Origin of the sequence: Curtobacterium sp. A7_M15 (assembly GCF_030705415.1) — a bacterium.
In the GTDB taxonomy this organism is placed as follows: domain Bacteria; phylum Actinomycetota; class Actinomycetes; order Actinomycetales; family Microbacteriaceae; genus Curtobacterium.
Window position 1 is genome coordinate 1 of record NZ_JAUZED010000039.1, and the last position, 12,623, is coordinate 12,623.

The 12,623-nt window shown below is 72.0% G+C and carries 11 protein-coding genes; 7 read left to right on the top strand and 4 right to left on the bottom strand.

Annotated elements, in window-relative coordinates; genetic code table 11:
* Positions 1-49: 49 nt before the first annotated feature.
* Positions 50-1,012 carry a sugar-binding transcriptional regulator gene (locus Q7F20_RS09065; RefSeq protein ID WP_305739769.1) on the bottom strand — a complete coding sequence of 321 codons (963 nt, stop codon included), beginning with the start codon at positions 1,010-1,012 and terminating at the stop codon, positions 50-52.
* A gap of 25 nt (positions 1,013-1,037) precedes the next feature.
* A complete protein-coding gene (locus Q7F20_RS09070) occupies positions 1,038-1,865 on the bottom strand; it encodes a GolD/DthD family dehydrogenase (protein ID WP_305739770.1) in 828 nt (275 codons plus the stop codon).
* A gap of 106 nt (positions 1,866-1,971) precedes the next feature.
* On the opposite strand from Q7F20_RS09070, the gene Q7F20_RS09075 reads away from it, so the two are divergent.
* The 4 genes from Q7F20_RS09075 (at position 1,972) to Q7F20_RS09090 (ending at position 6,751) form a co-directional block, all read left to right on the top strand.
* The gene (locus Q7F20_RS09075; RefSeq protein ID WP_305739771.1) at positions 1,972-3,108 is read left to right on the top strand and encodes a zinc-binding dehydrogenase; all 1,137 of its coding nucleotides are present in this window, start codon (positions 1,972-1,974) and stop codon (positions 3,106-3,108) included.
* Between the two features lie 28 nt (positions 3,109-3,136).
* On the top strand, positions 3,137-4,450 hold the full coding sequence (locus tag Q7F20_RS09080) for an MFS transporter (protein ID WP_305739772.1): 1,314 nt from the start codon (positions 3,137-3,139) through the stop codon (positions 4,448-4,450).
* Positions 4,451-4,523: 73 nt separating this feature from the next.
* Positions 4,524-6,266 carry a dihydroxyacetone kinase family protein gene (locus Q7F20_RS09085; RefSeq protein ID WP_305739773.1) on the top strand — a complete coding sequence of 581 codons (1,743 nt, stop codon included), beginning with the start codon at positions 4,524-4,526 and terminating at the stop codon, positions 6,264-6,266.
* On the top strand, positions 6,263-6,751 hold the full coding sequence (locus Q7F20_RS09090) for a ribose-5-phosphate isomerase (RefSeq protein ID WP_305739774.1): 489 nt from the start codon (positions 6,263-6,265) through the stop codon (positions 6,749-6,751). The genes Q7F20_RS09085 and Q7F20_RS09090 overlap by 4 nt, the downstream gene beginning before the upstream one ends.
* 149 nt (positions 6,752-6,900) lie before the next feature.
* Here the strand turns inward: Q7F20_RS09090 and Q7F20_RS09095 are convergent, their stop codons facing one another.
* Positions 6,901-8,370 carry an FGGY-family carbohydrate kinase gene (locus Q7F20_RS09095; protein WP_305739775.1) on the bottom strand — a complete coding sequence of 490 codons (1,470 nt, stop codon included), beginning with the start codon at positions 8,368-8,370 and terminating at the stop codon, positions 6,901-6,903.
* Between the two features lie 122 nt (positions 8,371-8,492).
* On the opposite strand from Q7F20_RS09095, the gene Q7F20_RS09100 reads away from it, so the two are divergent.
* From Q7F20_RS09100 to Q7F20_RS09110, 3 genes are read left to right on the top strand one after another with little or no spacing between them, the layout of a single operon-like run.
* On the top strand, positions 8,493-9,575 hold the full coding sequence (locus Q7F20_RS09100; RefSeq protein ID WP_305739776.1) for an outer membrane lipoprotein carrier protein LolA: 1,083 nt from the start codon (positions 8,493-8,495) through the stop codon (positions 9,573-9,575).
* The gene (locus Q7F20_RS09105; protein WP_305739777.1) at positions 9,572-10,522 is read left to right on the top strand and encodes an ABC transporter ATP-binding protein; all 951 of its coding nucleotides are present in this window, start codon (positions 9,572-9,574) and stop codon (positions 10,520-10,522) included. The genes Q7F20_RS09100 and Q7F20_RS09105 overlap by 4 nt, the downstream gene beginning before the upstream one ends.
* Positions 10,509-11,399 carry an ABC transporter permease gene (locus tag Q7F20_RS09110; RefSeq protein ID WP_305739778.1) on the top strand — a complete coding sequence of 297 codons (891 nt, stop codon included), beginning with the start codon at positions 10,509-10,511 and terminating at the stop codon, positions 11,397-11,399. The genes Q7F20_RS09105 and Q7F20_RS09110 overlap by 14 nt, the downstream gene beginning before the upstream one ends.
* Here Q7F20_RS09110 and Q7F20_RS09115 read toward each other — a convergent pair.
* Positions 11,396-12,457, bottom strand: a complete 1,062-nt coding sequence (locus Q7F20_RS09115; protein ID WP_305739779.1) for an NADP-dependent oxidoreductase — start codon at positions 12,455-12,457, stop codon at positions 11,396-11,398. The two genes, Q7F20_RS09110 and Q7F20_RS09115, sit on opposite strands and share 4 nt — an antisense overlap.
* Positions 12,458-12,623: the final 166 nt, after the last annotated feature.

Sequence of the window (12,623 nt, forward strand, 5' to 3'; positions counted from 1 at the left end):
GCGCGGTGCGGGCACGCACCGCGCCTCCCGGCCCACAGGCGGGAACCACTCAAGCGAGCGCGTCCAGCAGCGCCCGTGCCGTGGCGGCGTCGGTGACCAGTTCGTTGACGAGCCGGCCGCGCACGGCGCCGACGATGCTCGAGACCTTCGCGGCACCGACCGCGACGCCGATCGCGTGCGGGACGGCCGAGAGGACCTCGCGGGAGGTGCGCACCATCCGGTCGCTGCCCGGGAACTCGATCGCCGAGCCGTCTGCGGCGTAGAAGTTGAGGCAGACGTCACCGGCTGCCTGGTCGAAGACGGCGTCCTCGACCGGGACGCCCCGGGCGAGCGCGTCACGAGTGGCCGTCGGCGCGCCGATGCCGAGGATCGCGCCCTTCGCCCGGCCCCACAGGCCGACGACGTGCTGGAAGGCCGGGTCCTCGTCGAGTGACGACCGCATCGCGGGCGACGGCAGCGCCTGCGCGAAGAGGAACGCCGGGATCGCGCCGGAGTGCTCGGCGGCCGCGCGGGTGATCTCGTTCGTCTGGAACCACGGCATCGGGTCGGCCTGCCCGCCCACCGTCGGCACGAGCTGCACGCCCGGCAGCTGCGGCATGCCCGCGTGGGCGACGTCGTAGACCGTGCGACCGGACGACATGAGCACGGCGTCGCCGGGCACGAGCCCCATCCCCTCGACCGCGGCGGCGAGCGGAGCGGCGAGGTCGGCGCCGAGTGTGGCGGTGTGCGTCACGGCGGCGAGGTGCACCGCTCGCAGCCCGAGCACGACCTGCAGCCGTTCGGCGAGCGCGACGGTCTCGTCCTGGAAGGGGTCGACGACCTCGATGCGGACCAGTCCGGCCTTCCGCGCCTCGGCGACGAGCCGGCTGACCGTGGGCCGTGAGACCCCGAGGCGCGAGGCGATCTCGACCTGGGTGGCGTCCTCGAGGTAGTACATCCGCGCGGCCTGGTACACGGTGTCGAGCGGGAAGCGGGTCCGGGTACCGTCGGCGGCGGGGTTCTCGACGGACATGGGGCGATCGTAGCCCTGGCACTCGTCAGCGGATCGTGAACCCGCCGTCCACGCGGAGGTCGGCGCCGTTCACCATGGCGCTCGACTCCCCCGCGAGGAACAGGACCGCGGCGGCGATCTCGTCGGGGGTCGCGAACCGTCCGGTGGGGATCTCGTCCTGGTGGCGCAGACCCTTCTCGTTCGCCCAGGCGCCGCGGCCGAGGTCGGTGAGCACCACGGTCGGCGACACGGTGTTCACGGTGACGCCCCGCCCGCCCCACTCGAGCGCGAGCACGCGGGTGAGTCCGATCACGCCGGCCTTCGACGCGCAGTACGCCGCGTGGCCGTCGATCCCGACGTGTGCGGCCTGCGAGGCGATGTTCACGATGCGGCCGTAGCCGGCTGTGAGCATGTGACGGCCGACCGCCTGGGCGACTCGGTAGGTGCCGGTGAGGTTGACGTCGATGGTCGTGGCCCAGGCGCCGGGGTCGAGGTCCTCGGCGGGCGCGAGCAGGGCGACACCGGCGCAGTTCACGAGGACGTCGATCCGGCCGGCGGCGTCGGTGACGGCGGCGACCGCGCGGGCCACCGACCCCTCGTCCGTGACGTCGCAGCCGATGCCGAGGTGCGACGACGGAACATGGTCAGACTGGGCAGTGGACGCCGCCGGCAGTGCTGCCGCGGCGGCCTCGGCGCCCTCTGCTCGAACGTCGACGATCGCGACACGGGCGCCGCGGGACGCCAGTGCCACCGCGATCGCGTTGCCGATGCCGGACGCCCCGCCCGTGACCACCGCCGTGCGTCCGGTGAAGTCGTTCGTCAGGTCGATCGTGTCCGGACCCGGTCGGAGGGCTGCGGCGAAGTCGGTGGTCATGGTCGCTCCTTTGCGTTCGCGCCGACCGTATCAGAAATTGTGTTCTGGACAAACGTTCCGAGAGGTGTACAGTCATCGCCGAAGCACCCCGACGAAGGAGCAGCTCATGTCGACGACGACCGAGAACGCGACCACCACGGCCGCGACGCCCACCGAGATCCCCGCCACGATGCGCGCCGTCGTGGTCCACGGTCCCGAGGACTACCGCCTCGAGACCCGCCCCGTGCCCACGCCCGGTCCCGGCGAGCTGCTGCTCCGCACCGACGCCGTCGGCATCTGCGCCAGCGACCTGAAGTGCTACCACGGCGCCGCGAAGTTCTGGGGCGACGAGAACCGCCCCGCCTGGGCCGAGAAGGACCGGATCCCCGGCCACGAGTTCGTCGGCACGATCGTCGCCGGCGACGACGCCGCCCTCGCCAAGCGCGGCGTGAGCGTCGGCGACCGGATCGCGTGCGAGCAGATCGTGCCGTGCTGGGAGTGCAGGTACTGCCTCGAGGGCGCCTACTGGATGTGCAACGTGCACGACATGTTCGGCTTCAAGGGCTACGACGGCGCGATGGCCGAGTACGTCCTCGTCCCGGCCAAGGCCCTCACCCACCCCGTCTCCAGCGCCCTCCCCGGACAGGTCGCCGCGTTCGCCGAACCGCTCTCCTGCGCCTTCCACGCCGTCGAGCGCGGCGACATCAAGTTCGGCGACACCGTCGTCATCGCCGGCGCCGGCCCGATCGGGCTCTCCGCCATCGCCGGCGCCCGCCAGAAGAACCCGCTGCGGATCATCGCGCTCGACGTCGTCGAGGACAAGCTCGAGCTCGCCCGCAAGGTCGGCGCGGACATCACGATCAACATCGCCCAGGACGACGCGGTCGCCCGTGTCAAGGAACTCACCGACGGCTACGGCGCCGACGTCTACATCGAGGCCACCGGCCACCCCTCCGCCGTCCCCCAGGGCCTCAACCTGCTCCGCAAGCTCGGCACGTTCGTCGAGTACTCCGTCTTCAAGGACAACGTCTCCGTCGACTGGTCGATCATCTCCGACGACAAGGAACTCGACGTCCGCGGCGCCCACCTCGGCCCCCACACCTGGCCCGCCGCGATCAAGCTCCTCGAGGCCGAGACCCTGCCGATGTCCGAGATCTGCACCCACCAGTTCCCCCTCGAACGTTTCCAGGAGGCCCTGGACCTCGTCGGCGACTCCGCGGGCGCCAGCGTCAAGGTCTCGATCATCCCGTCCCTGCAGGCCTGAGCCGCAGCCACCACAGGAGTCAGCAAGCATGTCAACGACGACACAACGCGCCACCGGCGCGCCGACGACGCCCCGCGCCGAGGGACGACTCGACCGGATGGGCATCCCCCGCCCGCTCGCCCTCGGCTTCCTCGCCGTCCTGGTCTTCATGACCGGCAACGGCGTCGAATCGAACTTCATCACGCCCCACATGGTGGCGGTCCTCGGCTCCCCCGAGGCCACGGTCGCCACGATCGTGACGTTCTACAGCCTCGCCGCCCTTGTGGGGAGCTACGTCTCGGGCGCCCTCGCCGACCTGATCGGTCCGCGGCGGGTGATGATCCTCGGGTTCGCCGTCTGGGTGGTCTTCGAGGTCCTGTTCCTCATCGGCCTCGGGCTCGGGAGCGTGCCGTTCGCCGCCGTGGCCTACGCCATCCGCGGCTTCGGGTACCCCCTGTTCGCCTTCGCGTTCCTCGTGTGGGTGAACATCACGACGCCCGTGGAGCGGAACGGCTCGGCCGTCGGCTGGTTCTACGTCGCCTTCACCGGCGGCCTGCCCACGCTCGGCTCGCTCTTCGCGATCGGCGCGATCCCGGTCTTCGGCGGCGGCACGGTCGGTGAGACCGGCGCGATGATCGCGTCGATCGGCCTGGTCGTGATCGGCTTCCTCATCCTGCTGTTCGGGGTGCGTCTGCCGAACGGGTTCTCCCGCATCGCGCCGGCGGGCGAGAGCGCCTGGCGTGTCATGACGAGCGGCATCCGCCTGACGGCCACGCGACCGAAGATCCTGATGGGCTTCCTCGTCCGCCTCATCAACACGGCTCCCGAGTTCGGCATGTTCGTCATCCTCCCGGCCGTGATCGCGAACGAGCGCGGCTGGGGCCAGAGCCGATGGCTGCTCATGACCGTGTGCGTCTACGCGACGAACATCCTCGTGAACGCCCTGTTCGGCTGGGTCGGCGACAAGATCGGCTGGCAGCGCACCGTCAAGTGGTTCGGCATCGTCGGCTCCGCGCTCGGGCTCATCGCCTGGTGGTACGTCCCGCAGCTCGTGCCCGCCGGGTCCGACTGGGGCTACGTGCTCTCCGTCGTCGCCGGCTGCGTGTTCGGCTGCCTGCTCGCGGGCTTCGTCCCGATGGGCGCGATCATGCCGGCGCTCGCTCCCGAGCACAAGGGCGCCGCGATGGCGATGTACACCACGGCAGCCGGTGGAGCGGCGTTCCTCGGCACGGGCGTCGTCGCCGCGGTCCTCGCCCTGGGCGGTGGCGGCCAGGCCGTGACCTGGACGTTCGTCGGCCTGTACGCCTGCGCGTTCGTGATGATCCACTTCCTCAAGGTCCCGCAGGGAGACCGAGGACACTGAACCCCGGGCGACGGCGGCCGTCCCGCCGTCGCCCGGTGCACCACCCCACCACTCGATGCGAAGGACCAGCACCATGACCATGATCCACGACGACCCGGAGGAGTTCGCCGAGGACCAGCTCGCGGGCTGGCTCGCCCTCTACGCCGACCGGGTCCGCGGTGTCCACGGCGGCGTCGTCGCCCTGCCGACGGAGGGCGCCGAGCCGCAGGTCGCGGTCGTCGTCGGCGGCGGGTCCGGCCACTACCCGGCGTTCTGCGGTGTGGTCGGTCCCGGGTTCGCCACCGGCGCCGTCGTCGGCAACATCTTTACCTCGCCGTCCACCGCGCAGGTCTACTCGGTCGCCAAGGCGGCGGACCAGGGGAAGGGCGTCGTCCTGTCGTTCGGCAACTACGCCGGCGACACGATGAACTTCGGACTCGCGGCCGAGCGGCTGAACGCCGAGGGCATCGACACCCGCATCGTGATCGTGACGGACGACATCGCCAGCGCCGACGACGAGTCGAAGCGCCGCGGCATCGCCGGTGACTTCTCGGTGTTCAAGGCCATGGGCGCGGCCGCGGCAGCGGGAGCCGACCTCGACGAGGTCGAGCGCGTCGGCAACGCGTCCAACCGTGCCACGCGCACCATCGGCGTGGCGTTCTCGGGCTGCACGATGCCCGGCGCGACGGAGCCGCTCTTCACCGTGCCCGACGGCCACCTCGGTCTGGGGCTCGGGATCCACGGCGAACCGGGCATCGAGGACGTCCCGATGCTGCGCGCGAAGGACCTCGCCTCGCTCCTCGTCGAGCGGCTGCTCGCGGACCGCCCGGACACCGCCGGCACCCGGGTCGCGCCGATCCTGAACGGTCTCGGCGACACCAAGTACGAGGAGCTCTTCCTGCTCTGGGGCCGGGTGCTCCCGCTGCTGCAGGACGCCGGGATCGAGGTCGTCGAGCCCGAGGTCGGCGAACTCGTCACGAGCCTCGACATGGGCGGCTGCTCGCTCACCCTGCAGTGGCTCGACGACGAGCTCGAGACGCTGTGGAGGGCCGACGCGTACACGCCCGCCTACCGCAAGGTGGCGGCGCCGGTCGCCGCGCTCGTGCCGGCCGACGCGGTGGACGCCGCCGAGGACGAAGCGACGGTCGTGCCGGACGCGAGTGGCGCCTCCAGGCAGGCCGCGCAGACCGCACGCGCCGCGATCGAGGCGATCGACGCGCTCCTGCGGGAGCACGAGGAGCAACTGGGCCGCATCGACGCGGTCGCCGGTGACGGCGACCACGGTCGCGGCATGGTCAAGGGGATCGGTGCGGCCCGCACGGCGGTCGAGAAGGCGGCCCAGGAGGCAGGGGTCGCCTTCGTCCTCGGACGCGCCGGTGACGCGTGGGCCGAGTTCGCAGGCGGCACCTCCGGGGTCCTGTGGGGTGCGGCACTCGAGGCCTTCGGCCGATCGCTGGGCGACGACCGCTCGGAGTACGAGGCATCCGACGTCGTCGAGGCAGCGCAGGCGTTCGCGGACTCGATCGTGCACCTCGGCGGGGCGTCGCGCGGGGACAAGACGCTGCTCGACGCACTGCTCCCGTTCGTCGAGGAACTGCGGAGCGGCGTCGACGCTGGTACGCCGCTCACGGAGGCGTGGCAGGCTGCCGCTCAGGTCGCGGTGACGGAAGCCGCTGCGACCGCAGACCTCAAGCCGAAGGTCGGGCGCGCCCGGCCGCTGGCGGAGAAGAGCCTGGGGACACCCGACGCGGGTGCCACCTCGATGGGGATGATCCTCACACGGGTCGGCGAGGTCCTCGCCACCCGTGCAGCAGACAAGGAAGGGACACTCGCATGACGTACCGTCTCGTGGTCGGTTCGGACGACGCCGGGTTCGACTACAAGGAGATCATCAAGGCCGACCTGGAGGCCGACCCGCGGGTCGCCTCGGTGGTCGACGTGGGTGTGGACGCGGACGGGCACACCGCCTACCCGCACATCGCCGTCGACGCCGCACGCATGGTGGCGAACGGCGACGCGGACCGGGCGATCCTGATCTGCGGCACCGGGCTCGGCGTCGCGATCAGCGCGAACAAGGTGCCGGGCATCCGGGCCGTCACGGCGCACGACTCGTTCAGCGTCGAGCGCTCGATCCTGTCGAACGACGCCCAGGTCCTCTGCATGGGCCAGCGCGTCGTCGGCGTCGAGGTCGCCCGGCGGATGGCGAAGGAGTGGTTGGGCTACGAGTTCGACCGCTCGTCCGCCAGCGCGTCGAAGGTGCAGGCGATCTGCGAGTACGACGGCAGCGCGCCGGCGGGCGTGGACGCGGGCGCTTCCGCCTGACGCTCCGCTTCCGCTTCCGCTTCGCGTCCGCTCCGCCGAGGGCGGGCGCTCCGCGGAGGGCGGGCGCTTCGCACGACCGAAGTGGGCTCGAATCGCGGCTTCCCGTGGTTCGAGCCCACTTCCGTTGTGCAGCAGCACGCGGCACCACGTCAGCCGCGCGCCGCCAACCGGTGCACGACGGCCTTCGTCGCCTCGTACAGCTCGCGGTAGTCGCGGTACCCCGGCTCGTACGCCACCGTCGCCACGGGGTCCGGCTCGATGCGGGCCGCGGGCGGGTTCCACGCGGTGACGTCCACGTCCTCGACGAGCCCGGCCGCGAGGAAGGCCGACCCGTAACACGCGCCGATCGTCACGCTCGGGACCGTCTGCGGCAGCCCGGTCACGTCCGACACGATCGTCGGCCAGAGCCGCCCGAGCAGCCCGCCACCGGCACCGACGAGCTCGCGGACCTCGACCCCGGCGTCGCGCAGCACCTCGACGTTGTGCCGCACCGCGTAGGCCGTTGCCTCGAGCGTCGCCCGGTACAGATCGCCGCGGGTGTGCCGCACCGTGAGACCCGCGATCACCCCGCGTGCGTCCGGGTCCGCGATCGGGGTCCGCTCCCCCGCGAAGTACGGCAGCATGAGCAGCCCGTTCGCCCCGATGCCGGCGCAGCGGGCCTCCTCGAGCATCGTCGACCACTCGCCGTCGACGAGCCGCCGGAGCCAGTCGGTGATCGCCCCGGAGGTCGCCATCCCACCGGCGACGCTCGGCTGCCCGGGGTGGGTCCCGACGGTGGTCCACATCCCGCTCACCGAGACGGGTGCGTCGGTCGGCGCGATCATGAACATCGTGGTCCCGTACTGCAGGAACATCCGACCGGGTTCCGCGGCGCCGACGCTGACGCCCTCGGCCCAGGCGTCGATGGTGCCGGCGGTCACGGGAATGCCGACCGGGAGGCCCGTGGCCGCGGCCGCCGCGTGCGTCACGGTCCCGGCGGGGTCACCCGACCAGAGCAGGCGCGGCATCGTGAGCCCCGGCGCGAGCCGCTCGCACCACGAGTCGATCCAGGCCTCCTGGTGCACGTCGTAGAGCGGCGTGCACTGGCTCGCCGAGTGGTGGTCGAGGACGTACTGCCCGGTCAGCAGCTCCACCACCCGCGACGACGGCATCGTGAACCGCGCCGCACGTCGCCACACGTCGGGTTCGTGCCGGGCGACCCAGGCGAGCTTCACCCCCGCCGCCTGCGTGCTGAGCGCGGAGCCGCACCGGGAGCGGACCGCGTCCTCGCCGCCGAGCTCGGCCGTCACGGCGGGGAGCATCTCAGCCGTGCGGGTGTCGATGCCGTACAGGATCGCGGGGCGCAGCGGCTCGCCCGCGTCGTCGGTGAGGAGGACACAGGGACCGATGCCGCTCACGCCGACGGCCTCGACCTCGGCGTCCGGCGCCCGCTCGAGCAGTTCGCGGGTCAGCGCCGTGAACTCGTCCCACCACACCCCGGCGTCCATCTCGACGAGCCCCTGCTCCGGCCGGTCGACCTCGTGCCGCCGTGCGACCTCGGCGATCACCGTCCCGTCGAACCGCGCGAGCAGGGCCTTCGTGCTCGACGTCCCGATGTCCAGACCGAGCACCGCCCGCATGCCGCCTCCTTCGCCGCCACCGATCCGCACCGGTCGTCCCCGAGTCTACGAACGCCCAGCCCACTGTCGGCGGGCCGACGTACCGTACTGCCGACTCCGAATGCTCCACCGAGGGGAAACCGATGAAGAAGTCAGCCTGGCTGCCCGCGATCATCGCACCGGTCGTCGTCGCCGGCGCCGTCGCAGCGCCGATGATCGCGAACGCATCGAGCGACCCGGTCGCGGGGACGAACCCGAGCGCGGCGGACGTCATCGCCAGCATCGCGGGATCGTCCGACGCGGAGTACTCCGGCAAGCTCGTACAGACGAGCGACCTCGGCCTGCCGGAGCTCCCGACCGGGTCCGGTGGTTCCTCGCTCGAGGGCGACGCCTCGGACACCCTCGGCCTGCTCACCTCGTCGCACACCGCCCGCGTCTACGTCGACGGCCCCGACAAGCAGCGCGTGCAGGTGACGCAGCAGCTCGCCGAGCAGGACGTCGTCCGCAACGGGTCCGACGTCTGGACCTGGGACTCGAAGGAGCGCACGGCGACGCACGTCACGCTCCCGAAGGACGCCCGGACGCCGAAGTCCGGCACCACGACGCCGTCCGACATCGCGGAGCAGGCGATCGACGCGATCACCCCGAGCACCACGGTGTCGAAGCCGAAGGACGTCCGGGTCGCCGGCCACGACGCCTGGCAGATCACCCTCACCCCGAAGTCGACCGGCACGCTCGTCGGGTCCGTCCGGCTGGCGGTCGACCAGCAGACCGGCCTGCCGCTGCGTGCCACGATCGAGGCGAAGGGCCAGTCCGACCCCGCGGTCGAGGTCGGCTTCACGAGCCTGCAGTACGGCGCACCCGCAGCGCGGCTGTTCGACTTCACGCCACCGTCCAACGCGACGGTCGAGACGAAGGACCTCTCCGACGCCGCGGAGCACGGCGCAGAGCACGGCGCGGGTGACCCGCACCACCGCCACGGACGCACCGGCGACGAGCCGACCTTCAGCGGGACGGGCTGGACCACGATCGCCGAGCTCCCGAAGGGCACCGTCGACCAGAGCGCGCTCGGAGACGACGCCAGCGGCCTGCTCGACCAGCTGACCCGTTCCGTCGACGGTGGCCGTGCGGTGCAGACGTCGCTCGTGTCGGTCTACCTCACCGACGACGGCCGGGTCCTCGCGGGCGCGGTCCCGGTGTCGGCGCTGGTGGCTGCAGCCGAGTGAGCGCGCCCGACGCGCCCCTGGCGATCCGCACCACCGGGCTGGCGAAGGTCTTCCGCAAGCAGCGCGCGGTGGACGGCATCGACCTCGCCGTCCCGCGCGGCGCGGTGTTCGGCTTCCTCGGTCCGAACGGCTCCGGCAAGACGACGACGATCCGCATGCTCCTCGGGCTCTCCAGCGCGACCGGCGGCACGATCGAGGTGCTCGGCGAACCCGTGCCGAAGGCACTCCACGAGGTCCTGCCGCGCGTCGGTGCCCTCGTCGAGGGCCCGGCGTTCTACCCGTACCTCTCCGGCCGCGCGAACCTGTTCCGCTTCGATGCCGCCGACCCCACCTCGGACCCGCGCACCCGCGGGCAGCGGGTGGCGAGCGCCCTCGACCGCGTCGGGCTCACGCACGCGGCCGACAAGAAGGCGCACGCGTACTCGCTCGGCATGAAGCAGCGCCTCGGACTCGCGAACGCCCTGCTCGCCCCGCGGGACCTGCTCGTGCTCGACGAACCGACGAACGGCCTCGACCCGCAGGGCACGCGCGAGGTCCGCAACCTCATCCGCTCCCTCGCGGACGACGGCACCACGGTGTTCGTCTCGAGTCACCTTCTCGCCGAGATCGAGCAGGTCTGCACGCACGCGGCGGTGATGCGGACCGGCAAGCTCGTCGCGCAGGGACCGCTCGACGAGCTCCGCGCCGCCGGTGCCCGCACCGTCACGGTCCGGACGCCCGACCTCGGCCAGGCCGGCACCGTGCTCATGCGCCTCGGGCTCACCCCGAGGCACGAGGGCGGAGCGGACGTGCTCGTGGCCGACCTGCCGCCCGAGGTCCTGCCGGAGACCATCACCACCGAGCTCGTCCGCGCCGACGTCCGGGTTCGCGGACTCACCGTTGGCGGCGGCACCCTCGAGGACCTCTTCGTCGCCCTCACCGGAGAGGGCTTCGATGTCGCAGCCTGACGCCACCACCGCGCCGACGGCGGACCAGCTGCGGCTCGACGTCCGCGAGTCCTCGCGCCCCCGCCGACGGCCGTTCGCGCTCCTCGGGTCCGAACTCGCCCTCGTCTTCCGACGCCGCCGGACGTGGGCGATGCTCGGCGCGCTCGCCCTCGTGCCGATCCTCATCGCCGTCGCCGTGCGGCTCACGACCGGCGACGACTCCGGCGGCCCCGCGTTCCTGGGCGACATCACGAACAACGGGCTCTTCGTGGCCTTCACCGCGCTGACCGTGTCGATCCCGCTGTTCCTGCCGCTCACGGTCGGCGTGGTGGCGGGTGACACCGTCGCGGGCGAGGCAAGCCACGGGACGATCCGCTACCTCCTCGTGGCCCCGACCGGCCGGGTGCGCTTCATCGTCGTCAAGTACGTCGGCGCGGTGGCGTTCTGCCTCGCGGCGACGCTCCTCATCGTCCTCGTCGGCGCCGCGATCGGTGCCGTGCTGTTCCCGATCGGGCCGGTGACACTGCTCTCGGGCACCCAGGTCGACGGCTGGTCGTACGCCGGACGGGCCGTGCTCCTGGCGCTCTACGTCACGCTGTCGATGCTCGGACTCTCCGCGATCGGGTTGTTCGCCTCGACGCTCACCAACGTGCCGGTCGGGGCGATGGCGGCGACGGTGGTGTTGGCCGGAGCGTCCCAGGTACTCGACCAGCTGCCGCAGCTCGACTGGCTGCACCCGTTCCTGTTCTCGCACGAGTGGCTCGGGTTCGGCGATCTGCTGCGGGACCCGATCGCGTTCGACTCGTTCGGGTCGAACGCGGTGCTCCAGCTCGGGTACGTCGTGGTCTTCGGGGCGCTGGCGTACAGCCGCTTCACCACGAAGGACGTCCTCAGCTAGGCGCTCGGACTCGCCGACCCGCCGGCCATCGTCTCGGTGTCGGTCCCCCGTGCATCGGCGTACCGGTCGCGCAGGTCGCGGGCCTTCTCCGACCGGTACCAGTCGAGTCGGGCGCCCTTCTCCACCGTCTGCATGCCGATGACGACCTTGCCGCGGGACTTCATCTCGGCGAGGTCCTCGTACGCCTCGACGATGTACTCGAACGGGTAGAACCCCGAGATGAGCACCTGCACGCGCCGGTCCTCGACCGCCTTCGCCAGGAGCGTCAGGAGCTCGCGGGGCTCCTCGTCCTCGGCCGGCGCGCGGAGGAACCGAATCTCGATGTCGCGCCGCGCCTCGGACGACACGAACCGCCCCGGTGCGACGCCGAGGCGCTCCGCGAGTTCCTCGGCCCGGCTCTCGCCGTGGTTGTCGATGAACGCGGTGATCGGGCGCCCGTCCGCGATGGCACGGATGCGTTCCTCCTCGCCGTCGCCGTACACGACGGGGAGGGTGCCGATCTGACGGAGGTAGTCGTGGTTGCGCGCACTGCCGAGGGCGATGACGGTCGCGCCGGCGTCGTGCGCGAGCTGGCACTCGATGTGCCCGACACCGCCTGCCGCCGCGGTGACGACCACGGTGTCCTCCGGACCGAGCTTGAGGTCGCGGACCACCGTCACCGCCGTGCACCCGGCCAGGTAGAGGCCGCCCGCGACCTCCCACCCGACGTGCTCCGGCTTCTTGATGACGGCGGCGCGCGGCACGACGAGCCACGTGGCGTGCGATCCACCGTCGGGCGCGTGCCCCATCACCTCGTCGCCGACGCGCAGGTCCTTCACGCCGTCGCCGCGAGCACGGACGATACCGGCGAAGTCGACGCCCTGCCGAGCGGGGAACGTCAGGTCGATGTGGTCCCGGAGCCGCCCCTCGCGCAGGAACCGCTCGATGTGGTTGAGTCCCGCCGCGACGATCTCGACGACGATCTCACCGGGGCCCGCCTCCGGGCGTTCCTGCGGGACGAGTTCGACGACGTCGAAGTCGCCGTACCGGTCGTACTGCACTGCGCTGCCGATCCGCATGGGGTGCTCCTTCGCTCGCGAGTTGCCACCGGCCTACTCGGAGTTCCCGACTGCAACCCGAATGCGAGGGGTACCGGCGTCCCCGCACGTCGAACGGGAGGCGCGGGTCGGGCCCGCACCGTCCCTCCCGTATCGGCCGTCGCCCCGCTGGCGCGGTGCGCCGGAA